This window comes from Natronococcus jeotgali DSM 18795 (assembly GCF_000337695.1).
Taxonomy (GTDB): Archaea; Halobacteriota; Halobacteria; order Halobacteriales; family Natrialbaceae; genus Natronococcus; species Natronococcus jeotgali.
This window is the reverse complement of the sequence record NZ_AOIA01000034.1, coordinates 1-25,234: the sequence shown is the minus strand read 5'-3', so window position 1 is coordinate 25,234 and position 25,234 is coordinate 1. Positions and strand designations below refer to the sequence as shown.

At 67.3% G+C, this 25,234-nt stretch carries 24 protein-coding genes and 1 tRNA gene; 16 read left to right on the top strand and 9 right to left on the bottom strand.

Annotated elements, in window-relative coordinates:
- Window positions 1-11 precede the first annotated feature (11 nt).
- Window positions 12-1,196, top strand: coding sequence for a 60S ribosomal export protein NMD3 (locus C492_RS05735; RefSeq protein WP_008421345.1), 1,185 nt, complete (start codon window positions 12-14; stop codon window positions 1,194-1,196).
- Window positions 1,189-2,442: a class I SAM-dependent methyltransferase gene (locus tag C492_RS05730; protein WP_008421344.1), complete on the top strand. Its 1,254-nt coding sequence runs from the start codon at window positions 1,189-1,191 to the stop codon at window positions 2,440-2,442. Before C492_RS05735 ends, C492_RS05730 begins: the two co-directional genes overlap by 8 nt.
- 791 nt (window positions 2,443-3,233) lie before the next feature.
- Here the strand turns inward: C492_RS05730 and C492_RS05725 are convergent.
- Window positions 3,234-5,063 carry an ATP-dependent DNA helicase gene (locus C492_RS05725; protein WP_008421343.1) on the bottom strand — a complete coding sequence of 610 codons (1,830 nt, stop codon included), beginning with the start codon at window positions 5,061-5,063 and terminating at the stop codon, window positions 3,234-3,236.
- Window positions 5,064-5,243: 180 nt separating this feature from the next.
- Between C492_RS05725 and C492_RS05720 the strand changes: the two genes are divergently transcribed.
- A tRNA-OTHER gene (locus C492_RS05720) sits at window positions 5,244-5,332 on the top strand.
- Window positions 5,333-5,421: 89 nt separating this feature from the next.
- On the opposite strand, the gene C492_RS05715 is transcribed toward C492_RS05720, so the two are convergent.
- Entirely contained in the window at window positions 5,422-5,664 is a 243-nt protein-coding gene (locus C492_RS05715; RefSeq protein ID WP_008421342.1) for a DUF7561 family protein, read from the bottom strand.
- Window positions 5,665-5,742: 78 nt separating this feature from the next.
- Between C492_RS05715 and C492_RS05710 the strand changes: the two genes are divergently transcribed.
- The 3 genes from C492_RS05710 to C492_RS05700 are packed head-to-tail and all read left to right on the top strand — an operon-like array spanning window position 5,743 to window position 8,453.
- Window positions 5,743-6,711 carry a YkgJ family cysteine cluster protein gene (locus C492_RS05710; RefSeq protein ID WP_008421341.1) on the top strand — a complete coding sequence of 323 codons (969 nt, stop codon included), beginning with the start codon at window positions 5,743-5,745 and terminating at the stop codon, window positions 6,709-6,711.
- A gap of 60 nt (window positions 6,712-6,771) precedes the next feature.
- A complete protein-coding gene (locus C492_RS05705; RefSeq protein ID WP_008421339.1) occupies window positions 6,772-7,731 on the top strand; it encodes an NAD(P)H-binding protein in 960 nt (319 codons plus the stop codon).
- Window positions 7,728-8,453: a DUF7530 family protein gene (locus C492_RS05700; RefSeq protein WP_008421338.1), complete on the top strand. Its 726-nt coding sequence runs from the start codon at window positions 7,728-7,730 to the stop codon at window positions 8,451-8,453. The genes C492_RS05705 and C492_RS05700 overlap by 4 nt, the downstream gene beginning before the upstream one ends.
- Here C492_RS05700 and C492_RS24465 read toward each other — a convergent pair.
- On the bottom strand, window positions 8,450-8,623 hold the full coding sequence (locus C492_RS24465; protein ID WP_008421336.1) for a DUF5786 family protein: 174 nt from the start codon (window positions 8,621-8,623) through the stop codon (window positions 8,450-8,452). The two genes, C492_RS05700 and C492_RS24465, sit on opposite strands and share 4 nt — an antisense overlap.
- 109 nt (window positions 8,624-8,732) lie before the next feature.
- On the opposite strand from C492_RS24465, the gene C492_RS05695 reads away from it, so the two are divergent.
- Together C492_RS05695 and C492_RS05690 are read left to right on the top strand one after the other, a co-directional pair.
- Window positions 8,733-9,740 (top strand): DUF5784 family protein, encoded by a 1,008-nt coding sequence (locus C492_RS05695; protein WP_008421335.1) that lies wholly within the window; start codon window positions 8,733-8,735, stop codon window positions 9,738-9,740.
- Window positions 9,741-10,003: 263 nt separating this feature from the next.
- Window positions 10,004-10,861, top strand: a complete 858-nt coding sequence (locus C492_RS05690) for a ribose-phosphate diphosphokinase (protein WP_008421334.1) — start codon at window positions 10,004-10,006, stop codon at window positions 10,859-10,861.
- An 83-nt stretch (window positions 10,862-10,944) separates the two neighbouring features.
- Here C492_RS05690 and ileS read toward each other — a convergent pair whose 3' ends face one another.
- A complete protein-coding gene (ileS, locus tag C492_RS05685; RefSeq protein ID WP_008421333.1) occupies window positions 10,945-14,145 on the bottom strand; it encodes an isoleucine--tRNA ligase in 3,201 nt (1,066 codons plus the stop codon).
- Between the two features lie 117 nt (window positions 14,146-14,262).
- Window positions 14,263-14,490, bottom strand: coding sequence for a hypothetical protein (locus C492_RS05680; protein WP_008421332.1), 228 nt, complete (start codon window positions 14,488-14,490; stop codon window positions 14,263-14,265).
- A gap of 92 nt (window positions 14,491-14,582) precedes the next feature.
- Between C492_RS05680 and C492_RS05675 the strand changes: the two genes are divergently transcribed.
- The 4 genes from C492_RS05675 to C492_RS05660 all read left to right on the top strand — a co-directional run bounded on the left by C492_RS05675 (window position 14,583) and on the right by C492_RS05660 (window position 16,562).
- A complete protein-coding gene (locus tag C492_RS05675; RefSeq protein ID WP_008421331.1) occupies window positions 14,583-15,266 on the top strand; it encodes a uracil-DNA glycosylase in 684 nt (227 codons plus the stop codon).
- Window positions 15,267-15,290: 24 nt separating this feature from the next.
- Window positions 15,291-15,725: a Rieske (2Fe-2S) protein gene (locus C492_RS05670; RefSeq protein ID WP_008421330.1), complete on the top strand. Its 435-nt coding sequence runs from the start codon at window positions 15,291-15,293 to the stop codon at window positions 15,723-15,725.
- Between the two features lie 57 nt (window positions 15,726-15,782).
- A complete protein-coding gene (locus C492_RS05665) occupies window positions 15,783-16,202 on the top strand; it encodes an HIT family protein (RefSeq protein ID WP_008421329.1) in 420 nt (139 codons plus the stop codon).
- A gap of 129 nt (window positions 16,203-16,331) precedes the next feature.
- Window positions 16,332-16,562 (top strand): hypothetical protein, encoded by a 231-nt coding sequence (locus C492_RS05660; protein WP_008421328.1) that lies wholly within the window; start codon window positions 16,332-16,334, stop codon window positions 16,560-16,562.
- On the opposite strand, the gene C492_RS05655 is transcribed toward C492_RS05660, so the two are convergent.
- Window positions 16,554-17,558: an A24 family peptidase C-terminal domain-containing protein gene (locus C492_RS05655; RefSeq protein WP_008421327.1), complete on the bottom strand. Its 1,005-nt coding sequence runs from the start codon at window positions 17,556-17,558 to the stop codon at window positions 16,554-16,556. The two genes, C492_RS05660 and C492_RS05655, sit on opposite strands and share 9 nt — an antisense overlap.
- A 186-nt stretch (window positions 17,559-17,744) precedes the next feature.
- On the opposite strand from C492_RS05655, the gene C492_RS05650 reads away from it, so the two are divergent.
- Genes C492_RS05650 through C492_RS05640 form a run of 3 tightly spaced genes read left to right on the top strand, consistent with a single transcriptional unit; the run spans window position 17,745 to window position 19,452 of the window.
- Window positions 17,745-18,059, top strand: coding sequence for a cytochrome c maturation protein CcmE domain-containing protein (locus tag C492_RS05650; protein ID WP_008421326.1), 315 nt, complete (start codon window positions 17,745-17,747; stop codon window positions 18,057-18,059).
- A gap of 5 nt (window positions 18,060-18,064) precedes the next feature.
- A complete protein-coding gene (locus C492_RS05645) occupies window positions 18,065-18,769 on the top strand; it encodes an ABC transporter ATP-binding protein (RefSeq protein WP_008421324.1) in 705 nt (234 codons plus the stop codon).
- A complete protein-coding gene (locus C492_RS05640) occupies window positions 18,766-19,452 on the top strand; it encodes a heme exporter protein CcmB (protein ID WP_008421322.1) in 687 nt (228 codons plus the stop codon). Before C492_RS05645 ends, C492_RS05640 begins: the two co-directional genes overlap by 4 nt.
- Window positions 19,453-19,512: 60 nt before the next feature.
- Here C492_RS05640 and C492_RS05635 read toward each other — a convergent pair whose 3' ends face one another.
- The 3 genes from C492_RS05635 to C492_RS05625 are packed head-to-tail and all read right to left on the bottom strand — an operon-like array spanning window position 19,513 to window position 23,609.
- Window positions 19,513-20,715, bottom strand: a complete 1,203-nt coding sequence (locus C492_RS05635) for a carboxypeptidase-like regulatory domain-containing protein (RefSeq protein ID WP_008421321.1) — start codon at window positions 20,713-20,715, stop codon at window positions 19,513-19,515.
- Between the two features lie 3 nt (window positions 20,716-20,718).
- Window positions 20,719-23,139 carry a cytochrome c biogenesis protein CcsA gene (gene ccsA, locus C492_RS05630; RefSeq protein ID WP_049892770.1) on the bottom strand — a complete coding sequence of 807 codons (2,421 nt, stop codon included), beginning with the start codon at window positions 23,137-23,139 and terminating at the stop codon, window positions 20,719-20,721.
- A complete protein-coding gene (locus C492_RS05625) occupies window positions 23,136-23,609 on the bottom strand; it encodes a thioredoxin family protein (protein ID WP_008421317.1) in 474 nt (157 codons plus the stop codon). The genes ccsA and C492_RS05625 overlap by 4 nt, the downstream gene beginning before the upstream one ends.
- 171 nt (window positions 23,610-23,780) lie before the next feature.
- Here C492_RS05625 and C492_RS05620 point away from each other — a divergent pair, with 171 nt between their 5' ends.
- Entirely contained in the window at window positions 23,781-24,983 is a 1,203-nt protein-coding gene (locus C492_RS05620) for a c-type cytochrome (RefSeq protein WP_193364842.1), read from the top strand.
- Window positions 24,984-25,234: the final 251 nt, after the last annotated feature.

Below are 25,234 nucleotides of genomic sequence, written 5' to 3'. Positions count from 1 at the left end.
AAGCGGGGACAATGAATGAGTCGCGCGCGTTCTGTCCTCGCTGCGGAGATCCGGTACCCGACCGATCGGCGGGCGACCCCGAGGCGGCGACCGATCCGCTCCGCCCCGGCGCCGAGGTCGAACTCTGCGATAGCTGTTACTTCGCCGACTTCGACTTCGTCGACGCGCCCGAGCGGATCGAGGTGCGGGTCTGCGCCCGCTGTGGCGCCGTCTACCGGCGGAATCGCTGGGTCGACGTCGGGGCGAAAGACTACACCGACATCGCCCTCGAGGAGGTCGGCGAGGCCCTGGCGGTCCACGTCGACGTCGAGGACGTCGCCTGGCAGGTCGAGCCCGAACAGGTCGACGAGAACGCGATCCGGATCCACGCCTACTTCACGGGGGTCGTGCGCGGGACGCCCGTCGAGGAGCAGGTGACGGTCCCGGTCAGGATCGCCCGCCAGACCTGTCAACGGTGCGGCCGGATCGCCGGCGACTACTACGCCAGCATCGTCCAGATCCGCGCCGAGGGGCGAACGCCGACGAGCGAGGAACTCGAGCGCGCCGAAGAGATCGCGAATCAGGTCGTCGCCGACATGGAGGCGACGGGCGACCGCAACGCCTTCGTTACCGAGGTCGGCGAGACGGACGACGGCCTCGACATCAAGGTCTCGACCAACAAGATCGGCAAGAAGATCGCGAACAAGACCGTCGAGGAGTTCGGCGGCTCGGTGAACGACGCCGAGACGCTCGTCACCGAGGACGAGGACGGCAACGAAGTCTACCGGGTCACCTTCGCCGTCCGCCTCCCGCCGTACAGGCCGGGCGACGTCATCGACCTCGCGGACGACGACGACGGTCCGGTCCTCGTCCGCAGCGCTCACGGAAACCTCAAGGGAACCCGGGTGACCACGGGCGAGCGCTACGAGGCCGACTACGAGGAGGGCGACTCGCCGGAGGCCCGCAAGCTCGGCGAGCGCGAGGAAGCCGTCGAGACGACGGTCGTCACCGTCGAGGACGAGAACGCGGTTCAGGTGCTCGATCCCGAGACGTTCCGGGCCAAGACCGTCGCCCGTCCCGACTACTTCGATCCCGACGTCGAGACCGTCCCCGTCCTGAAGAGCCGCGCGGGCGTCCACATCCTGCCCGATCCCGATCCCGACACCGGCGACGAGGACGACGACGGCTACTACGACCCCTACGAGGACGATGCCTGAGGGGTCCGATCCCGACGCGGATACGACCGCGGCGACGGACGCCCTCGAGCGCGCCGACGCGCCGCTGGCGGCCGTCGTCGAGAGCGAGCGGACGGAGACGGCTATCGAGTCGCTTCGCGCCGAGGGCGTCTACGACGACTCGCGGCGCGTCCAGGCGGTCAGCGACGTGGTCTCGGATCACGGCGAGCGCGTCGACGAGGCGCTCGAGGGAAGCCGGGCTGTGAGCGAAACGGCTTCCGCAGGGGACGACGCAACTCGCGAGGACCGCCCCGAGCGGATCGCGCTCCCGATCACCGAACCCCCGACCGACACCCGCGTCCTCGAGGTCGTCCGCCAGCTCGAGCCCGCGTTCCGGAGCCGAGACCTCGAGGACCTGCTCGCCGAACGGGGCTGGAGCGACGCCGCCCTCGAGGGTGCGCCCGGCTCCTGGGCCGTGATCGGTTCGATCGTCCTCGTGACGCTCCCGAACGAGTGCCCCGACGAGACCGACGTCGCCGAGGCCTTACTCGAGCTCCACGGCGAGGCCGACAGCGTGCTGGCCGACGAGGGGATCGCCAACGAGGGGACGGCGGGCACCTACCGCGAACCCCGGACCCGCCTGCTCGCGGGCGAGCGCGACACCGAGACGGTTCACGTCGAGCACGGCACCCGGTACGGGCTCGATCCCGCGAAGGTGATGTTCTCGCCGGGCAACCAGGCCGAACGGGTCCGGATGGGCGAGGTCGTCGACCCCGGGGAGCGGGTGTTCGACATGTTCGCCGGGATCGGCTACTTCGCGCTCCCGATGGCCCGCACGGGTGCGCGGGTGACCGCGACCGAGCTGAACCCGACCGCCTTCCGCTACCTGCTCGAGAACGCCGTGCTCAACGACGTCGGCGATCGGATCGACGCCTACACGGCCGACTGTCGGGAGCTGGCGGGCGAGCTCGAGGTCGACAGGGTCGTCATGGGCTACTACGGGCGCGCGGACGGCGCGGGAAGCGAGGACGCGGCCGACGCTCGCACCGCCAGAACCGACGAGGCCCGCGACTTTCTCCCGCACGCCCTCGAGGCGCTAGTGCCCGGCGGGGTCGTCCACTACCACGAGGCGACCCCGGAGTCGCGGCTGTGGGACCGACCGATCGAACGGCTCGAGACGGCGGCCCAGCGGGCAGAGAGAGAGCTCGAGGTGCTCGAAAAGCGACGGGTCAAGAGCCACAGCGCGGGCGTCGCCCACGTCGTCGTCGACGCGCGGTTCGAGGAGTGAACCGGGCGTGACATTCATACCGCGGGACTGACTGCGCGTACACATGGACCGAAACCAGCTCATCGCCCTGCTGTTCGTCGCCCTCATGGTGACCTCCATGATCGCCTGGGGCGCGACGGCGGCGTTGTGATAGCCGCGTGCGACTGTCATCCCGGATTCCACGGCTCTATCGAATCCAGTCCGAGCAGTTTCTCTCGTGATCAGCACAGGAGAACTACGTATCAGCTCGGTTTGATCCTTCCTTCTGCGGTGGCGCGCGCTGTCGACCGGCCGAACGTCAGTGAGGACGGTCGATGATACTGTGCGAGGGATGAGTGAGGGAGCGACGCGACCGAACGAATCGGTTGGGGAGGGCGTGGCAATCCCCTGTGTTCGTGTGAGCAGAACCTGCTACTCGTCAGTATCTCCCCGAAAGCCCCTGGTCCGCTCGAGGGCTACGGCTCGCTGCGCGCCTCCCTCGCTCCGCTCGGTCGGTGCTTACGTCGCCTCGCTCCCCGAGCAACGGGAGAGCGGAGCTCTCCCGAGCAGCGAGGGATCGGTGGTCCCTCGAGCAGTCGGCGTGCTCAAAAATCGAAGATTTTTGGCATCACGAAACGGCGAAGCCGTTTCGAACGACTTCGCGCCGACGACCTCGCGGACGCTTCGCGTCCGCTCAACGCGCCAGCCCTTTTCAGTCCCACCCGGCAGTGGTTGGTTGAGGCTGCAGATACAACGCCGGACGGTCCATACGCACGCTCTACGTAACGCTCGGTCACTTGAATCCAGATCCGCGAAGAGAATCCGATTGCTAACTACCCGTCCGTATCCCAGACGTCCGCCAGCGGACTCGAGCCCGACGAACGCCGCGAGCGCGAGGAACTGACACGACCGCCCCTCGAGTGACCGCTCGAGTTCCGACCCGAACCGCTCCGCGAACGATCGCCCGAACTCGAGCCGTCGACGGCCGCGCTCGGGTCGAACGCCGGCAGCTCCGGGCGCTCCATCCGATCGACCTGTGCCGCGAACCAGTCGGGCATGTCCGAGCGGGCGCGGTCGAAGACGTCGAGCAGGCTCGAGTCGGCGAGGTAGGTCGCGCCGTAGTCGTCGGGCGCCCGGACGACCCGTCCGCACGCCTGGACGATCGTCCGCAGGGCGGTTCGGTAGTACCACGCCCACTGGCCCTCCTCGAGGCGGTGGGCGACCCTCGAGTCGCCGGTGTTGAGGAACGGGGCCTTACAGAGCACCTGCCAGCGACACAGCTCGCCTTTCAGGTCCAGCGCCTCCTCCATCTTCACCGAGAGGAACACGTCGGGGTCGTCGCTCGCTTTCCACTCCTCGAGGGCGGCGTCGCGGTCGTCGCGGTCGTGGACGCGGATCCGATCCCCGACGCCGAAATCACCCAGGAGGTCGGCCAGTCGCTCCTGGATGGCGTAGGAGTGGGTGTGGATCAACCCCTTCTCGTCGGGGTGTTCCTGCATGAGCCGGACGATCGTCCGGGCGAGCTTCGGCGTCGTCTCCGAGCGGTGCTCGTAGGTCATCTTCCCCTGCGTGACGTCGTACAGCGGGCGGTTCTCGACGGGGAAGCTGTGGGGGACGTCGACCAGCGCGACGTCGGCGGGGTCGAGTCCGACCTGCCGACAGAAGGCGGCCTTGTTCAGGATGGTCGCCGACAGCAGCGCGAACTTGTTGCCGCGGTCCCAGACGGTGTGGCGGAGGTAACGCTCGGGGTTCATCGGTTTGATCGTCAGTGGACCGCCGAGTTTCTCGCCGCTCCCGTCGGAATCGTCGCCTCCGTTGCCGTCGGAGCGCGGTTCGGACTGGTCGACCAGCCACGTCGTCGGACTCTCGGGGTCCCGGTAGTCCGAGACGAACCAGTCGAGTTCGCCGAGCAACTCCTGGAGGCGGTCGCGCTGACGGACCTCCCGCGGCGTGAGCGACTCCTGGCCGAGCAGCTCGTCCTTCCGGCGGGTGCAGATCTGCTCGAGGTTCTCGGCGTACCGGACCGCTCGATCCAGGCCGTCGATCTCGGGAACGCGTAGCTCGTCCCAGAACGGCACCGTTCGCGGGCCGAGCTGGATCGTCGCGTACATCTCGGCCCACTCCGCCAATCCGTGAGCCTCGTCGATCACGACGACGTCGCGCTTGCGAAACACCTCGCTGCCGGCCGTCTGCATGAAGTAGGCCAGCGTCATCGCCGCAATCGACCGGTTCGAGGCGATCGCCCGGTCGGAGAAGTACGGACACCGGTGTTTGACCGAGCAGTCGTACCCCCGCTCGCGAACGCAGGGGGCCTGGTTTACCGGGGTATCGCGCTCCTCGGGGAGGATGCAGGTGTAGTTCGACTTCCCGCGGATGACGTTGAGATCCGCGAGCAGGTCGTCGGCCGCGACGTCGTCGAGCTGGGAGACCTGCGGGGTCGTGTAGTAGGCGCCCGCGGCCTCGCTGGGCTCGGCCTCGCCGACGGTCCGCGCGCAGCCGGCGACCGCGCGGGCGAGCAGGGACTTCCCGCTGCCCGTCGGCGCCCGCACCAGCACGACGTCGTTGTCGGCCGCGAACGCGTCCCGGACGTCGCGAAGCGCCGCCTCCTGAGCGCCGCGGTAGCTCGGCGCGGGGAAGGCCTCGAAGATCCGCTCGGGGTTCACCGTTCGACCCACGGCGGGTCGCGCCCTAAAGGCTGCGAACCGTCCCGCGTCCCGCGATCGTCGGCGACGGTTCCGGCCGGCGTAACTCGAGAAGGCGCCGCCTATCGAGACGTAGGAGCCCGGTACGGGGTCGGTAGCGGGTCGATTACGAATACGGACCCCGTCGTCGACTTCGAGTGCGGAAGGGTCGCTCAGCGGTAGAGCACCGCGGCGCCGTCAGGCCCGCGGCGGCCATCGTGCCTCGTGGCGTTCAAATCCCACCCCTTCCGCTCGCAGCGTCGGATCGAACCTCGACGGCGATCGTGGTGGTGTGTCACACGTTTGCTTTCGGTTCGACGCTCCGTTCTCCGGCGCCGCCTCAGTTCGATTCGAGCCGCGACGTCTCCTCGTCGACCCGGGCCAGTCGCGCGACGTCCGCGTCCGTCGGCTCGTCGGGCAGCGCCGCGATACAGGGGTAACACAGCAGGTGATCCGAACCGTCCTCGAGCTCGAGAGCGATCGCGGTTCCGGCGTTGCCGGCATCGCCGAACGACCAGATGTTGGCGATCCCGCCGGCGATCGTCACCGTTCGCCCGCAGCCCTCGCAGGTGTCCCGCGCCATGTGCGAGGATCGGCCCCGAGCGGTGAAAGTCGTTCCCCCGGCACAGCCGTTATTGCCGCGCCCACGGTACCGGCGACCATGGAGGTGCACTGCGAGGGCTGTGCCGGCTGCTGTCTCGACTGGCGACCGCTGCTCGACGAGGGCGAGACGGACGCGGGAGACCGCGCCGTCGGTCGGTCGATCCCCGAAAGCGGCTCCGGGGCCGAGCGCACCCCGATCGACGACGGCTACAACTTCGCCGCGCTCACCCGCGACGAGGTTCGGACCTTCCTCGAGCGGGGGGCGGCCGCGGCGCTGACGCCGCGGTTCTGGGCGGTCGGCGAGGACGAGGGCGTCGCGGTCGGCGATCACAGGGTCGCCGCGGTCGCGGGCCGTCCCGCCTTCTTCGTCGGGCTCCGGAAGCCGCCCAAGCCCGTCGCCCCGTTCGGTCGCGAGGACGCGACCTGGCTGCCGACCTGCGTCTTTCTCGACCCGACGACGCTGCAGTGTCGGATCCACGGCACCGATCGCTTTCCCGACGAGTGCGGCGTCTACCCCGAGCGAAACCTCGCGCTGGGGGCCGAGACCGAGTGCGAGCGCGTCGAGTCGGCGTTCGGCGGCGAGCGCCTGCTCGAGCGCAGCCACGACGACGCCGACGACCTGCTGTTCGGCCCGCAGGCGATCGGCGCGAAGCTGTTCTGTCACCCCCGTCCCGACGAACTCGAGGGCCTCCTCGATCGACTCGCCGCGGGCGAGTTGCGGCCCGCCGACCGCGCGGAGTGTCTGGCCGTCGCCGCCGCCTCGAGTCCGGGCACCCTCGCGATCTCCGAGAACCACTACGAGCGGGGGTACGAACGAGCGCTCGAGTCGCTCGAGGACGTGACCCCGAGCGACGACGGGGACGCGACCGCGAGCGACGACGAGGACGCCTGGGTAGGTCCGGCGATCGAGGAGTGGGAACGACGGGAGGCAAGCGCCGACGGGACGACCCCAACGCCGTCGGCCGCCAGAACGGTCGAGGAGGAGCGGGGCGCACCCGAGACGCCGGGCTGGGACGCCCTCGAGTGAGCTCCGCGGCGAAGGGGCTGCAACGCGACCGATTAAGGATCGAGCGTCCGTCACACCGGTATGAACGTGCTCGTGACCGGTGCGACCGGTTTCGTCGGGAGCCGCCTCGTCGCCGGGCTGTGCGCGCTGACCGACCACGACGTGACGGTGCTCGTTCGGGACGCCGAGGACTACGACCCGCCCGACGACGGGATCGCCGTCGCGGAGGGCGACGTCCTCGAGGAGGGCAGCTTCGAGCACGCCCTCGAGGGGATCGACGTCGCCTACTACCTGATCCACACGATGGGGGGCGGCGACGAGGACCTGATCTCGCAGGATCGCCGCGCCGCGCGGAACTTCGAGCGAGCGGCGACCGACGCCGGTCTCGAGCGGATCGTCTACCTCAGCGGATTGGGCGACGAGGACGAGCAGCTTTCGGAGCACCTGGCCTCGCGCCGGCTCGTCGAATCCGAGCTGCAGACCGGCAGCGCCGAGGTGACGGTGCTCCGGGCGGCGATCATCATCGGCGCCGAGAGCGCGAGCTTCCGGATCGTCCGCCAGCTCGCGAAACGGCTCCCGGTGATGGTGACCCCGCAGTGGGTTCGCGTCGAGTGTCAGCCGATCGCCATCGACGACGTGATCGCGTACCTGCTCGCGGTCCTCGAGCGTCCCGAGACCGCGGGAGAAACCTACGAGATCGGCGGTCCGGACGTGCTCACCTACGGCGAGATGCTTCGAACGACCGCGCGGATCACGAGGGGATGGGAGCCGGTGATCGTCCCGGTTCCGGTGCTGACGCCGACGCTGTCGGCGTACTGGGTCGATCTCGTCACCGACGTCGACCCGCAGGTCGCCCACCGGCTGATCGAGGGGATGGTCAACCCGGTGGTCGTCGAGGACGACCGTCTGCGGGAGCTCGTCGGCGTCGATCCGACGCCGTTCGAGGATGCCGTCCGCAGCGCGCTCGCCGAGGAGATAACCCTCGACGGGGACACCCTCGAGAGCGGACTGCCCGACGAGGGGCGCCCGCTCGAGGAATGACCCGCACCCCGGAGTACGGCGAGACGTGGGTCTACGAGAGCATCGTCGGCGCGCTGCCGGGATTCGATCTCTCCGACCGGCTCGCCATCGGGATCCAGTTCGCGGTCTTCGAAGCGGCGCTGCTCGCGGTTGCAGCTGCCTACGGGCTGTGGGAGGCGGTCGTTCCGGGAACCGTCGCCGTCCTCGTCGCGGCGGTCGGCAGCTGGCTCATGCTCCGGTATAGCCGCTCGGTTCGGGCGCTTCGCTCGCCCGACGGGTATCGGCGCGTGCTGTTCGGCTCGAGCATCGAGGTCGTCCTCGGGGTGACGGCGTTCGTCCTCCTGGTCACGTACCTGTTCGTCACTGATCCCCGGACCAGCGACGTACCGTTGCTGACGGAGATCCTCGGCCCCGAGCCCCCGGCGCTCGCGGTCGCCCTGCTCCTGTTGATCCTCTGGGACGTCGTCTACCGGATCGGCACCTGCTGGTGGGCGACCGTCGCCGGACTCTGGCGGTCGATCGTCTACGAGTTCGAGCCCGAGGCGACCCGGGAGTACGCCCGAACCGACGGACTCAACGCGGCGTTCGCAGCCGTGCAGCTGCTGCTCGTCCCGTTCGTGACCGACCACCCGATCCTGATCGCCGCGCTGGTCGGCCACGTGGTCGCGGTGATCGCGGTCACGACGCTGTCGGTACTGCTCCAGCGACGGTCCCAGAAAGAACCCGGCGGGACGACCCCTTAATCGGACTTGATCTCCTCGAACTTGTTCAGCAGCTCCTCGGCAGATTCGCCGGCGTCGTACTCGACCTTGCCGTGGTAGATCGTCCGCTCGTCGTCGAAATCCGCGTCCACCCGCGAGGCCTGCGCCTCGCGCCGCTCGTGTTCGTCCTCGTCATAGGCACCCATTGACATGGTAAGTACACACATTGTAGGGAGCTGACGCTTATCAATGTAACGGTGGTCACACCCCGGCCGTCCCGTCAGCGAACAGTATATACCCCCCCGGGCACAACCTACTGGCGTGGCACGGCCGCTTCGCTTTCGTTACTCGCCCGCGCGCTGGAGCGAGCAACGAGTCCGACAGGAGATACTGGGGCCGCTTCGCTCGAACATCGGCGCTCGAGCCGTCGCCCCGCGATTCGATATCGGCGCAGACTGGGAAACGCACCGTTTCGAGATGCAAAACGGCGACCTCGCGCTCTTCGCCCGCAACGGCGAGGAAGCCTACTGGATGGGCAACACCGAGACACCTTCGGCGCTGTGGAAGACCGACAAGTTCGGCTGGCAGAACGTTCCCTACCACGTCGCCCGGTGGAGCCAGCGGGAGCTGCTCGCGACGCTTCACGAGGTCGACCCCTGGCTCGAGGACTACCCGTACCTCTCGTGGTTCTTCCTGCCCGTCTTCATGTCCAAGGACGGCCGCGAGTCGACGCGGGCCTTTTTCCGCGAACACGCCGCGGGCTTTCCCGACGCCGGCCGCCGCGAGTCGACGCAGTTCTTCGAGGAGTTTCTCGAAACCGGCGTCCTGGACGAGTACCGCCACGTCATGGCGGGCAAGCTCGGCACCAGCGACCACGTCGACCGCGTCCGGATGAGCGCCGCGATGGGCGAGTTCGTCGCCGCGAAGATCCTCACCGACGCGGGTTACGAGGTCACCCCCGAGATCGAGGTGACGACCGGTCACTCGCTGGATTACCGGGCGGAAGACGAGGGGACGAACCGCCTCGTCGAGGTGACCCGTCCCCAGCCGCCGGGCAACCGGGTCGCAGCCGGCCCCGTCGCCGCCGTACGCGACACCGCCGAGACCAAAACCGACGGCCAGCTCGCCGAACACGGCGGCGGCGCCGTGTTGTTCGTCGACTGCTCGAGCTTTCGCGAGGACGCCTGGGCCGCAGTGCGGGGCGAACGACCCGACCTGCGACACCGCCCCGCGGTCGTCTACCGCGCCCGCCCGGACGGCCGCGTCGAGGGCTACCGGAAGGGGTCGGTCCCGCTCGAGCTCGGGGACGCGATCGAGTTCGTGGACTAGGCGGCGACAGATCGCTCCGTTTTCGGCCCCTCGAGACCGTTCTCAGTGCGACGAACGCCGCCAGCGCGAGCAACAGCCAGCCAGTCGACCGTCCCGGCTCCGGCCGTTGCCCGCGCGGTCTCGCGGACCTCGAGACGGTGCGGGCCCAGCGCTGGATACCGTCGGCGGCGAGCGACGGCTGACCCGCCCGTAGTCCCCGGGGTCCGCCGGAACGCGACGCGGAGAACGAAAACGGGTTTACCCGCCGCGCTGTGGCGACACGTATGATCGTCAGCGGATCCACTTCCCAGTCCCTCGGCGCGGCACTCGCCCGCGAACTCGAGGAACCGCTCGCCGCCGTCGAGTACGACCGCTTCCCCGACGGCGAACTGCTCGCGGCCGCCCCCGAGGTCGCCGACCGCAACGTCGAACGGGCGATCGTGGTCGCCTCGACGACCTCGAGCGACGCCCACCTCGAGGTGCTCCAGCTTCAGGACGCCGCCCGGGAGGCCGGCGCCGACGAGGTCGTGACCGTCCTGCCGTACATGGGCTACGGCCGTCAGGACAAGGCCTTCGAGGCGGGCCACCCGATCTCCGCGCGGGCGGTCGCCCGCGCCGTCTCGACCGGAACGGATCGCGTGCTCACCGTCACCCCCCACGAGGAGTCGATCTGCGAGTTCTTCGAGCCGACCGCGACGGCCGTCGACGCCGCCGACCGGCTGGCCGAACCGCTCCCGACCGATCTCGAGGATCCCGTCTTCCTCTCGCCCGACGCGGGCGCGATCGAACTCGCCGAGACGGTTCGGGACGCCTACGGAACGGGTGCGACGGACTACTTCGAGAAGACCCGACTCTCGGGTACCGAGGTCGAAATCTCCCCGAGCGACGTCGCCGTGACCGATCGGGACGTCGTCGTCACCGACGACATCATCGCGACGGGGTCGACGATGAGCGAGGCCGTCGGCGTCCTCGGCGAGCGGGGGGTTGGCCGGGTGTTCGTCACCTGCGTCCACCCGCTGCTGGCCCGCGACGCCGTCACGAAGCTCTCGAGGGCCGGCGTCGACGCGATCTACGGCACCGACACGATCGAGCGCCAGTACAGCGCGGTCTCGGTCGCGCCGTCGATCGCGGCCGAGCTGTAGCGTTTCTCGAACGGCTTCGACGACGAGCGCGGACGCAAAAAACGCGGTGTAGCTATCCTCTCACACCGGTGCTCCGACGCCGATCAGTCCGAGGCTTCCGCCGCCGCAACCGGTTCGACGGCGATCTCCATCGCGACCCCGTCGACGTCCCACTCCTTGCGGTGACCGTCCTCGACGGTTCGGAGTTCGTCGGCCCGGACCTCCTCGCGGATCAGGTCCTCGCGCTCCTCGACCAGCGAGGCCACGCGGTCGTCGTCGATCTCGAGATCGAGGACGATCCGTTCCTCGACGTCCAGATCTAGCTCCTTGCGCATCTCCTGGACCCGGCGAATGACCTCGCGGGCGTACCCCTCGCTCTCGATGTCGTCGGTCAGCGAGGCGTCGACGTAGGCGACCCCGCGGTCGTCGCCGTCGAGCGAGAAGGCGGTCCCGGCGATGTCGTCGGGGGTCTCGGTGACGAAGGTGACCATCGACTCCTCGATCGATTCGCCGTCCTCGAGTACGTCCGCGACGGCGTCCTCGAGGGCCTCGAGGTCCGGGTCGTCGATGCGGGCCTCGTTGAGCGCGTTCATGACCTGCCCGGCGCGGTCGCCGAAGGCCGGACCGAGTTCGCTCATGTCCGCCTCGGCGCTGTACCGAAGCTCCTCCCAGCGGTTCTCGGCCGAGACGAGTTCGATCTCGCGGGCGTTGAGTCGCTCGGCGAGCAGGTCGGCGTGGCGCTCGACCGCGTCGGCGACGCGCTCGTCGTCGGCGGCGACGACGACCCGCGGGACGGGCCAGCGCAGCTTGCGGCCGGCCTGCTGGCGGGCGTTGGCGCCGGCCTCCTCGATCGCCCGGAGGAAGGCGACGTCCTCCTCGAGCTGGTCGTCGACCCAGTACTCCTCGAGGGCGGGCCAGTCGCACATGTGGACGGTGTCGTGTTCGGCCTCGCCCGTGAGGGTGCCGTAGATCTCGTCGCTGACGAACGGCGCGTAGGGCGCGAGCAGCGCGACCGTCTCCCGCAGGACCCGGTAGATCGTCGCGTAGGCCGCCTCCTTGGAGGCGCTGTCCGCTTCCTCCCACATCCGTTCGCGGACCGCCTGGACGTAGAAACGGGAGACGTCCTCGACGACGAACTCGAGGAGCGCCTCGAGGGCCTTGTCCTGGCGGTAGTTCTCGAAGTGGTCGGTCATCTCGGCTTTCGTCGACTGCAGCCGGGCCAGCACCCACTCGTCGATCAGCTCGAGGTCCTGGTCTACATCCTCGAGGTCCGTCTCCCGGGGATCGAACTCGTCCAACCGCATGTACGGCAGCGGGAACCGGAAGACGTTCCACAGCGTCCGGAGGTTGTCCTCCATCGTCTGCATGCCGTCCCAGGAGAAGCGCATGTCGTCGCCCTGGGGGTTGTTCGACAGCAGGAAGAGTCGCATCACGTCCCGGCCGTGGCGGTCGATCGCCTCGTGGGGGTCGATCAGGATGTCCTTGGACTTGCTCATCGCGCGGCCGTCGGGCATCAGCGCGTGGCCGTGCATCAACACTTCCTGGTAGGGGCTCTCGCCCAGCGCCGCGGTACCCATCCCGAGCTGGGACCAGAACCAGCCCCGCGTCTGGTCGTGGGCCTCGAGGATGAGGTCGGCGGGCCAGAGCTCGTCGAACCGGCTGTCGTCGGCGGGGTAGTTCAGGGTGCCCCAGGAGGCCACCGAGGAGTCGAGCCAGACGTCGAACACGTCCGGAACGCGGGTGTAGGTCCTCCCGTCCTCGGTGATCGTCAACTCGTCGACGGTGTCCTTGTGGAGGTCGACGGAATCGTACTCGATCTCCTGGTCGACGCGCTCGACGAGCTCCTCGCGGTCGCTGATGACGATCATCTCCTCGTCGTCGTCGCGATCCTCGGGCGTCCAGACGGGCAGCGGGATCCCCCAGTAGCGCTGGCGGGAGACGTTCCAGTCGGGCGCCTCCTCGACGAAGTCCCGGAACCGGTTGTCCCGGGCCCACTGGGGGTGCCACTCGCTGTCCTCGATGTTCGCGAGCAGCTCGTCTTTGACGTCGGTGATCGTGATGAACCACTGGTCGGTGACGATCTGGACGATCCCCGTGTCGCAGCGCCAGCAGTGGCCGTAGCTGTGGTGGACCGTTCCCGAGGAGAGCATCGCCCCGTTGTCCTCGAGGTCGGCGATGATCTCCTCGTCGGCCTCCTTGACGAACTGGCCCTCGTACGTGCCGGCCTGCTCGGTGTAGACGCCGTCGCCACCGACCGGACAGAAGATCGGCAGGCCGAGTTCGCTGCCGCGCTCGAAGTCCTCCTCACCGTGGCCCGGCGCGGAGTGGACGAGCCCGGTGCGGTCGGCCTCGACGTACTCGGCGTCGTAGATCTGGAGGGCGTCGTCGACGTCGACGTGGTCGGGGACCTCCTCGGCGAGGGGATGCTCGTACTCCCAGCCGATCATCTCCTCGCCCGAGAGCTCCTCGAGGACCTCGTAGTCGTCGTAGCGCCCCTCCTTCAGCACGCCCTCGACGCACTCCTTGGCGACGTACAGCACGTCCTCTTCGCCGTCCTTCTCGGCGCGAACCCCCTGGTAGGTCAGCTCCGGGTCGACCGCGACGAACGTGTTCGCCGGGATCGTCCACGGGGTCGTCGTCCAGATGACGACCGATCCCTCCCGATCTTTCAGGTCGAACGTGACGTAGATCGAGGGATCCGCGACGTCCTCGTACTCGACCTCGTTGTTCGCGATCGCGGTCTCGCAACGGGGACACTGCGAGATCGATCGGTGGCCCTTCTCGACTAAGCCGCGCTCTGCGGCCTTCGAGAAACCCCACCAGGCGGCCTCCATGTACTCGGGTTCGACGGTTCGGTAGGGGTCGTCCCAGTCCATCCAGACGCCGAAGTCCTGGAAGTCGGACTGGAGGCCCTCGAGCTGTTCGTCGGCGTACTCCTTGCACTCCCGGATGAACTCGTCCTCGCCGAACTCCTCGATGTCCTTCTTGTTCTCGAAGCCGAGCCGTTCCTCGACGCGGGTCTCGATCGGCAGCCCGTGCATGTCGTAGCCCGGACGGTCGGTAACGTCGTACCCCTGCATCCGCAGGAAGCGGAGGTAGACGTCCTTCAGGGACTTGTTCCAGGTCGTCCCCATGTGGGCCGACCCCGACGTGTACGGCGGGCCGTCGACGAAGAAGAAGGATTCGCCGTCCGATCGGTGCTCGACCGTCTGTTCGTAGGCGTCGACGTCGTCCCAGTAGTCGAAGACCCGCTGCTCTACGGCGTGGGGGTCGTACTGGTCGTCGACCTCGTCGAACCTGCTCATACCGGACGTAACTAGCCGGGACGGTAAAGAGGAATCGATGTCGACGATCGGTCGCGCCGCTACGGTCGTTCGGTCGGCCGCCTCGAGAGGAGGAGTCGGGTGCGCCAGCGGGCCGACCTACGCCGAGCGAATCGACGCGAGGAGCTTCTGGTAGCCGATGCCGTAGACGCCGGCGTACAGCATGATCGCGCCGATGGCGGCGAGCCAGAGCGCGACCGTCGCCTCGCCCGAACCGAGGTGCTGGGCGCTGGCGTACTCGCTGGCGATTCCGCCCGCCGTGAGAAGGGCGCCGACCAGGGTGTACAGTAGCAACGAGAACGATTCGATCAGCAGTTCTGAGGCCATTAGTCGTCCGTAACCCGCTCGGTGAACGTAAACTTTTCTTCAGCCCCGCGACGATCCGACTCGCCTATCCCCCTCGAGCCCCGAACGCTCCCGTGCCAGTTTCGAACGACGACTCCGGATCGAGCGCCGAACCGCCGTTTCCCGACTCGAGAAACGTCATCGAGCCCGACTGCCGTCGCTGCCCCGCCCTCGCGGAGGATCGCAACTGCATCTCCTGGGGCACGGGACCGCTCGACGCCGACGTGCTGGTCGTCGGTGAGGCGCCCGGACTCGGGAATCCCGACGCCGACCGCTGGAAGGGCGGTAACTGGACGGGCAAGGCCTACACCTCCAGGCACTCGGGCCGACGCATCCGTCGGATGCTCGAGCGAGTCGGCCACGATGAGGACGCCTACTACACCAACGCCGTGAAGTGTTTTCCCGCCAGCGAGGAGGACCCGACGAGCAACCGCGAGCCCACCGACGAGGAGCGGGCGACCTGTCGGGCCCACCTGGTGACGGAGGTCGAAACCCTCGAGCCCGACGTCGTCCTCGCGACTGGCAAGCACGCGACGAAATCGGTGCTGGCGGCCGAGGGACGGGGACTCGAGGGGTTCATCGATTCGGTTCTCGAGCCCGTCCGCTGCGAGCGCCTCGACACCTGGCTCGTTCCGATCCTTCACCCCTCCTACCAGGACGTCTGGATCGTCCGAATGGGGTACGAACCCGACGCGTACCTCGCCGAGATCGGGGCCGTCCTCGAGGAGTTGTGCTCGTCGGACGGCCCGGACGCCTAAGCCGTTCCCAGCCCAAGCGGGGGTATGGCGGTTCGACACCGACTGACGAGCGTCGAAACGGTTCTCGAGGAGGGGTCGTGGTTGTTCACGGTCCGCGATCGACGCGGCGACGACGAGGAGGTGATCCTCGTTCCGTGTCGCGACGACGACCGCGAGCCCGTCGAGGCGTGGGTCAACCGGTGTACCCACGAGGAGCAGCGACTCCACCGAGAAGGGATCGGCGCCGTGATCCGCGACGGCGAGATCGTCTGTCCGAAACACGGCTCGATGTTCGAGACCTGCTCGGGGTACTGCGACAACGGCGAGGCGGCGGACACGACGCTGGTCGACGTCGAGATTGCCGTCGAGGACGGCCAGGTGTACCTCACGGACGACGACGTGACCTTCCGTCGGACGGGCCGGGCGGACGAGGACGACGGCGATGACGGCCCGAGTTCGACCTCGCACCTGCGGTTCTGAGGCCCGACCGGCCCGCAGCGGGTAACCTTCTTACGGCGAGCCGACACACACTGGCGTATGAGTACGATCTTCAGCAAGATCGTGGCGGGAGAAATCCCCGCCCGCATCGTCTACGAGGACGAGACCACCGTCGCCTTCCTCGACGCCAACCCGCTGGCGCCGGGGCACACGCTGGTGATCCCGAGGGAGGAGTACGAACGACTCAACGACGTCCCCGAGGACGTCGCGACGGACCTCTACGCGACGATCCATCGACTCGTTCCGGCCGTCGAGGACGCCGTCGACGCCGACGCCTCGACGGTCGCGTTCAACAACGGCGAGGCGGCCGGCCAGGAAGTACCGCACGTCCACTGCCACATCGTCCCCCGCTTCGAGGGCGACGGCGGCGGCCCGATCCACGGCGTCGCGGGCGACCCGCCGTCGCTCGAGGACGACGAACTCGACGAGATCGCCGACGACATCGAGTCACGGACCTGAGAGGGGCCGACGTACCGATTTTCCGACGCGACCGCGGGACGTTCGCGGTCGCCCCGGAACTGGCCGACAGGCGTCCGCACGAGCCAGCGCCGCCGTGAGGGTTTTGGTCCTGCCGCGTGAGCCACGGGTATGACAGTTCCCGACGTCGGCGCGCGCCTGCGAGCCAACCCCGTCGCGGCGACGATCGAACTCGCGAGCGTCCTCGTCTCGATCCTGTTGCTCGTCGGGACCCTCGCCTTGCTGCTCGGCGGATTCCCGATCGATGCCGAGTGGCCCTGGCTGCTGGTCGTCGGAGTCGGCGCGGCGTTCGTCGTGTTCTGGACGGCCCTCGTCCCGGCGTACGAACGAACCCTACAGTAGGGTTCCGAGCAACACGTCGCCGTAGGCAAGCGCGATCACGAGTCCGAGAGCGAGCGGGACGAGGAAGGGCATTCCCGGCGAGACCCAGACCCGATCCCGGGTCGCGAGCGCCTCGAGCCCCGCTCGCAGCTCCGTCGGCGTCGTTCCGTACGCCGTCCCGTCGATATCCTCGAGAAACGCCTCCGCACCCCAGGGGTCGTCGTACTCGCGGAGGTCGGGCGAGGACATGGGCGATGTGCCCTCGAGCGCGCCGTCGCCGTCGGTGCGGGGTCGAGCGCCGACGGCGCCGTCGGTCGGCGGGTTCGGCGCCGCGGGAAGCGTCGCGGGGTCGCGAACGCGGTCGGCTCGCTCGCGAACCGCCGCCAGCGTCAGGCCGCGCCACCGCAGGTACATCCGCAGGGCGTCGAGGTCGAGCCCGCCGCCCGCGTCCTCGTCGGGCGCCGACAGCAGTTTGCCGTGGGTCGTCGGCACCCGATCCCAGTCGACGGGCCGACCGACGAACATGAGTCGCGTGAACCGGCCGGCAGCGGCGTTGCGGGCCGCGAGCGCGAACGGGATCGCGAGCGCGACGAGGACGGCATTGGTCAGGATCGTAAACGAAAACGCCCCGAGGGGCGACGTCGCGACCGGAACCGCCCAGGATCCGACCCCGTACTGGGGTGCCGTCGGAAACAACAGCGCGAGCACCAGCAGCGCCTTCCCGTCGGCGGCGCCGAACCCGCCGACCCACCAACAGAGGTACGCGAACGGGACGACGAACCCGAGGCTGATCGCTGCCGGGAGGAGAAACTCGGAGGTCCAGACGGGCGCCCCGGCGTGCCAGGCCGTCCGGCCGTCCAGTACGAGCAGGACGACTCCCAACAGAGCGAGCGGGATCCAGATCGTACTCGAGACGCGCCGGGTCCTGACGTCGCGAACCGCAGCCCAGGCGAACACCGGGACAGCGACGAGTCGAAGGAGATCGGCACCCGTCGCCGACACGCCACTCAGCGACACGTCGTAGTTTATCGAGCGGGGAAAGTCACTGTTTCGGTCACGCGACGCGGAGTGAACGCATCAATAAGGAAACACAGAAGATTAAACTGTACTTCCGTCACATACTCGTGTGTGAAACGCAGGAACAAGCTTCTTTTCGTCGGTATTGGCGTCGCGTTACTGCTGGGTGCCCTCGGAATGACAGTTATGAATGCCTCCGCGGAGTTCGTCACGCCGACCTCAGTCGAGGGCGGCGGGTACGACGGCGAGTGGGTCAACCTCGAGGGACAGGTGGGCGAACTCGAGCAGACGAACGAGGGGCTTCGCTTTACCGTTACGGATAATAACACGACTGTTCCTGTCGTCTACGATGGCGAGATGCCCGAGACGATGGCCGAGAACCGGATCGTCGTCGCGAAAGGCTCCGTCGAAGACGGGACACTCCAGGCCAGCGAGGTCTCGGTCAGGGCTCACGACGACGAGGAACAGGGTGAGGGCGGACCGCCGGAGGAACACGCCTGAGATCGATGGCGTCGATCACCGTCGACGGCGTGACGAAACGACTCGGCTCGACCATTGCCGTCCGTAACGTGAGTTTCGCCGTCGAGCCCGGCGAACACGTCGGTCTGTTCGGCCCCAACGGAGCGGGCAAGACGACGCTGATGCAGATGCTGTCGTCGCTGTCTTTTCCCAGCGAGGGGCAGATTCGCATCGGCGGCTCCGAGGTGACGCCCGACGCGACCGACGTTCGGCGCTCCCTCGGCGTCGTGGGCCACCGACCGATGGTCTACGGGACGCTCACCGCCCGCGAGAACCTGCGGCTCCACGCCCGCCTGCGCGGCGTCGATACCGATCGCGTCGAGGCGGTTCTCGGACAGGTGAACCTCCGGACACGCGCCTCAACGCGCGTCGAGACGTTCTCTCACGGCATGACGAAGCGACTCGCCATCGCCCGTTCGGTACTTCATGATCCGACCGTCCTGTTGCTTGACGAGCCCTACGCCGGGCTAGATCAGCGCTCGGCCGCGGATCTGCAGGCGATCTTAGAGCAGTTCGATGATCGTACCGTCGTGCTCGCGACCCACGACCTGCAGCGGGGCGCCGCCGACTGCGATCGAGCCCTCGTCCTCGTCGACGGCGTGATTTCGCGCGACGTTCGCATCGATGGGCCGGACACGGACGCGCTCGAGACGGCGTACGATCGGGCTATCGACCCGGCTGGTTCGCGATGAGCGACGGTATCGCCGGCTACGGACGGGTCGTCCTCGAGGTCACGCGCAAAGATCTCCTCATCGAGTTACGCTCCAAACACGTGCTCAACACGGCAGTCGTGTTCGCGCTCCTGGTCGTCGTCATCTTCGCGTTCAGTTTCGCCAGATCGTTTACCGACGTGGGGGTGGTCGGCAGCGGCGCGCTCTGGATCGCGTTCGTGTTCGCGGGGACCTTCGGCGTCAGCCAGAGCGCGGCGACAGAAGTGGAGTACGCGGGACTCGACGGGCTTCTGTTGGTGCCCGTCGATCGGTCGGCGATCTACGTCGGCAAGGTGGTGAGCAACACCGTGTTCACGACCGGCGTCGCGTTCGTGACGCTGTGTTGTACCGTCGTTTTCCTCGGGTTCAGCGTCGCGCTGGAAACGGTTCCGGTCCTGCTCGTGGTCTTTCTCCTGGCGGCGTTCGGGTTCACCTCGACCGGCGTCCTCATCGCGACGATCACCGCTCGGGCACGGCTTCGCGAACTTCTGTTGCCCCTCCTGCTCGTGCCGCTGGTCGTCCCGGTGTTGCTCGCGGGCGTCGAACTCACGCGCATGCTCACCGAGGGCCACCTGTCGTGGCAGTGGTTCCAGCTCCTGCTCGTCTACGACGGACTCCTGTTTCTCACCGGCGTGGCAACGTTCGAGTACGTGGTCGAAGGGTGACGCCGTCGCGGCCCATCGACTCGCGGCCCCGCCGCTGCTCGGCGCTCGAAAGTCGGGTCGTTACAGTCGCCGGTACGCTACCAGGCCACCCACCACGATCGCGACGAAAGCGACGCTCAGCAGGCCGAGCGGTAGATCACCGCCCTGCGAGTCGTCGTCCAGTTCGTCGCTAGCGACGGCCCCGCCGTCCTCGTCGATGCTGACCGCGATCTGCTCGTCCGCCGCGAGCGCGTCGGCGTTCGTCAGCATCGGCATCGGCGCGTCCGCCTCGACGAGGTTCTCGGAGGACTCGACCTGGTTCAGGTCGTACTCCTGGAACGAGAGGGCGAACTGTTCGACGTCGTAGCCGACCGCCTTCTCGAGGTCCCGGTTCTCGAGCTGGTAGAAGACGGAGACCTCGGCCGTCTCGTTGGCCTCGATCGAGGCGTTGACCGTCGCCGTTCCGTTCTCGGTTTCGACGTCGGCGCGTTCGTCCCGGACCATCCCCAGGACGACCTCGGCGTCGGTCGGCACCTCGAAGTCGACCGGGCCGACGAACGGCCGATCGGCGCCGTTCTCGAGCGAGACGGTCTCGACGACGAATAGGCCGTCCCCGCTCTCGGTGGGGCCGACCTGCATGACGTGGTTCGCAGGCTGGCCGCCGCCGAGGCGTAACTCGTCTCGATCTCCGGTCGGCTCTGCGAGTTCGGTCGTCTCGTCGGTCGTCCCGTTTCCGGTCGAGATCAGCTCCCGGTAGCGAGCCCCGTTCGCCTCTATCTCGAGGGCGTAGGTCCGGTCGGGCTGGAGTGAGTCGAGGGTAACGGAGCCGTCCTCGTTCGTCGTCACCTGGCCGACATCGGGGCCGAACTCGCTGGTGACGTTGACCGTCGCGTTCGAGACCGGCTGGCCGTCCTCGGCGACGAGCGTTCGGGAGGCCGTCTCGTTCAGTACGAACGCGGGCTCCTCGCCGTCGGTGATCAGCTGGTAGTGCGACAGGTTTCCGTGCTCGAGCTGGACGAAGTACGTCGAGGCGCCCTCGATCAGATCGTAGCTAAACGAGCCGTTTTCGACCGTCGTCTCGACGGGGTCGGCGGCGAGCTGTGACGATCCGTTCAGCGGCGCGACGGTGACGTTGGCCCCGTCGGCGGAGCCGTCCTCGACGGTCACGGTTCCCGACTGGGTTTGAGACTGGGCGACGACGGCCCCGGGAACGATCGCGACTGAGACGAGTGTCGCGAGAGCGAGCGATACGAGTACTGCGAGCGTAGTGTGTCGGTCTGTCATAGATCAGTCATCGGATGGTGTTTCGGCTTCGGCGGCATTCGGCTGGTCGGTACGACGCGACCACGCGCGAGCGAGCCCGTACGCCGGATCGAACAGGAGGACGACCAGCATTCCGGTGAGCAAGACGACGGTACTGGCGCGCATGAGATTCATCAGCGGGATCTGTCGGATCGTCAGCGAGGCGGTGCCGTCGTCGACCGCCGCGATGACGTACGTGTCGTGGGCCAGTCCGCGGTCGACGAAGACGTCCCTGACCTCCATGTCGCCTTGCTGGCGGTACTGCTCCTGACCGGCGCTCCCGCTGCCGATGGGGTCGCCGCCCTCGTAGACGGTCAAGCCGACGGCGCTCCCCTCGACGCGCGTCTGGTCGACCGCTTCCGGCGGGTTCGTCACGGGGCCGACGTTTCCGGGCTCGGCGACGACGACCGCGTCGGTTCGGGACATATCCGGCAGGTAGTCCCACATGACGAAGCCGACCCCGACGACCTGGTCGCCTTCCGAGACGTCGACGGACTCCTGACCCTCGCCGACGACGCCGAGCCAGATCGGCGAGTCGTCGAGCTGGACGATCGTCGCCTCCGGCCCCTGATTAATCTCGGTGACGGTCCCGTACACGGGCTGTGCCGTCTCGTGGATCGACTCCCCTCGAGCCGTTACCTCCTCGACCGAGAGGGCGACGTCGCGAACGTCGGGATCCGCCGGACGCTGATACTCGCGGTAGTCGTCCACCTGGACGGCGTAGGCGGAGTCAGGGACGTCGTGGACCGGTGCGTCGTTCAGTTCCGCCTCCTGGCGGGCGTCGGAGACGATTACCGACGACTGGGCGGTGAACAGATACGAGAGCGCGACGGTGACCACGAGGATCGCGAATCCGACGTGGATCATCGCGATGCCGACCTGTTTGAACTGGTAGTGGCGGTTCGGGGAGCCGGGGATCAACTCGAGCGCGCGCTTGAGGACGGTGAGCGTGACGTACGCGACCGGTGGGAGAAGAGAGAGCACGCTCGCGTCGCCGATCAGCCGGTAGAACAGGGCGTCGTTCGGTCCGGTGTCCGTAAGCATCCACGCCTCGGTCGGCGCGATCAGGGCCGCCACCAGCGTTGCGGCCGTGAATGCCGAAAGCGAGAGCAACGCCCTGCGACGCCCCTCGACGTCGTAATCCATGTAGAACCCCAGTGTCAGCAGGATGCCGAGCAGGATCGGGTAACTCCACATATTGTAGTAGGTGTCCGTGACCTCGACCTCCATGCCGGTGATGTAGGTGTTGAGCACCGGGAACGTGAGTCCCCAGACGGAGACGAACCCGAGCAGTCCGATACCGAGGACGGCCAGGTGCAACAGGTTCGGCCGGGAGATCCACGGTCCGGACTCGCCGCTCGAGGCGTCCGGTTCCCGCAGGAGCCAGTAGCCCAGCGGGAGCCCGATACCCAGGATCGTCGTGACCGCGAGCAAGAGGAGTAACGCGAAGCCGATCCCGTCGTCGGCGAACGAGTGGACGCTCCGGAAGACGCCGCTTCTGACGATCGCCGTCGCGTAGACGACGAGCGCGAGCGTCGTGGCCGTCATCGCGGGGGCGAGCGTCGCGTACGTCGAACGCGACCGATAGTTCATCACGGCGTGAAGCGTGGCGGTGAGGAAGATCCACGGAATCAACACCGCGGTCTCGACGGGGTCCCAGGCCCAGATGCCGCCCCAGCCGAGGACCCGATACGACCACAGCGACCCGAGCACGATCGCGGCGGTAAGAAAGAGCCAGGACGCGCGAAGCCAGCGCGTGATGCTTCCGATCCAGTCGCCGAAGATGCCACCGTCGCCGCGGATCGTGGAGACGAAGTGTGCGACGCCGATGGCAAACGGCATCGTCATGAGCGCGTAGCCGATGAACATTATCGGCGGGTGGATCGCCATGTACGGATCGATCAGGAGCGGATTGAGCCCCGTTCCGTCGAGGGGGACGTACCCCTCGTTCATCTCCGGAAACTCCGCGGCGATGTCGGTGAAGGGACTGTCGACGAGCAACATCGCGGCGAAGTACGTTGCGATCCCGACCGTGAGCCCTTGGACGAGCTTGGCGTCCGGTGATCCGATACCGCGACGGCGAGCCGCCCAGAAGGCGACGACGGCGGTCAGCGATGCCCACAGCAGGATCGATCCCTCGTTGCCCGCGTAAACGCCAGTGACGCGATAGAGCAGCGGAATGTAGTTGGCCGTGTTGTTCCAAACGTAGGCGTTCGTGTAGTCGGTGACGACGAACTGGTAGGTGAGGTAGCCGAGCGCGACCACTAGCAGCGCGCCCGTCGTCCCGATCAGCGGGACGACGGCGGTCGCGTAGGCGTCATCTCGACGGAGATAGCCCCGAAACAGCAACAGCGTCGCTACGAGGCCGGTAAGCGTCGCACCGGAAAGCAGCGCGGTCCCGATCATCGGTTCTCCCACTCCGTCAGCGCTTCCTCGAGATAGGCGATAAAGGAGTCCGTCTCGGCGTAGCCGTTGATCTCCATCAGCAGTTCGCCATCGGGAGTGATCGCCGCGTGCTGGGGCGGATAGTTCGCGTTGTACCGCTGCTGGAGTTGTTTGGCTTCCGGACTCCCGTCGTCGAGGTTCACGGCCAGGAGAACGAACTCGTCAAGACGGTCGTGAACGTCCGGGTCGACGTAGGCGTTGTCGTTGTAATCCTCACAGTACGTACACCACGTCGTCCAGAAGTAGACGAGAACCGGTTTGTCCTCCGATTCTGCGGTTTCCATCGCCCCCTCGACGTCCGTTCCCCATGTCGTGTCGCCGTGATACGTGTGTGACTCATCACTCAAGACGGGCGCCGCGTTCATCGAGTAGTAGCCGATTCCGAGCGCCGTGACCAGTAATGCGACCGTAATGATTTTCTTCGGCGTCACGGGACGGGCTGACCTGTCGATGGTGTGTCGGTTTGTCCGGCCATACTCTCGAATCTACTCACCCTGTGGGTGGTCACAACCATAAATGTTTAACCATTAGTTTCCGTCATAGTGACCCATGCCAGTTACTGTAATCAACAGAGACAGCCTGGATGGACGGTGTTCCGCACCGTGAACAGGAAACTGATCCTGTTAGCCGGGGTCCTGTTCCTGGTGGTTTTGGCCGGATGTTCGGCTCCGTCGGACCCGGGAGGGGACAACGAAACCGACCCCGAAACGGAAGTCGAGGGCGGCGAGCCGATACAGGCTCCGGAACAGTGGCCCGACCGCACCGTACTCGACGGTGATCTGCGGGAAGGGGAGTCGAAGGACAACATGACGTTCCGAAACGAGACCGCCGGCGAGGAGATACAGTTCTCGCCCAAGGAGATGAACAACTCGACGCTCCCCGAGAACGAAAACGAGCGGGAGATGATCATGTACGGGCGGGACATCATGGCTAACACCACTGGTGAGATTCCCGAGAACGTCGGCGTCGAGATGTCGTGTGGCAGTTGTCACGGCGGCAGCGACCTCGGCATGAGCCAGGGACTGCCCGGTCAGGACATCGACATGATCCCGCTGGTCGGAACCACCGCCGACCTGCCCGAGTGGACCTCTCGGCGCGACCGGATGCGCGACACCCGGCAGCGACTGATGGGCTGTTTCGACCGCAGCATGAACTCCCAGGCCTCCGAAGAGGGAACGCCCGAATACGACAGCCGCGAGATGCAGGCCATGGAGGCGTACATGCAGTGGCTGAGCGAGGGAGTCCCGGTGAAGGGCCAGCCCTACTGGTCGCACCTGAACAAGGCCGAAGGTGACGAGGAGGTTCCGGTCGAGGAGATCAACCCCGTCCGCGGTGCTGAGCTGTACCTCGAGAACTGTGCCTCCTGTCACGGCGAGGACGGACAGGGTATCGAGGGCACCGCCACGACGCTATGGGGTCCCGAATCCTTCAACGACGGTGCGGGAATGTCCCGCCTCTACACGTCGTCGGCGTTCATCCGAGAGGCGATGCCGTACGGCTCGCCCCACACCGTGAGTGACTGGCGCGACGTCCAGGACATAGCCGGCTTCATGAACGGCCACGACCGCCCCGAGTTCGAGGGCAAAGAAGAGGACTTCCCGACTGCCGGTCCGCCGGAGGAAGGCGTCTACTACGATCGGACTCAGGAAGAACTCGGCTACGACATGAACCCGATGCGGAAGAAACTCGAGCTAGCCGGTATCCCGACGGGTACCGAAGAGCTCAGCGAGGACGACATTCCGGACGACGTCGATCGGTACGACCAGCCGCTCCGGAACGAGTCGGTCGACGACGCGGACAGCTGATCGACAACCGAACGGACGCGTCGTCCGTTCCGATCCGTCACGTTCTTTTGAGCAGTCCCGAAAATAGAGTCGATAATGCTCGAGACGCCGGGACTGGTCGCGGTCTTCGCCGCGGGAGTGCTCACCGCGCTGACGCCGTGTTGTCTCCCAATGATTCCACCCCTGCTCGCGGGTAGTTCCGGCCACCGGTTTCGACCGGTTGCGATCGTCACCGGGAGCATCGCGTCGTTTACCGCGCTCGGAATCGTGAC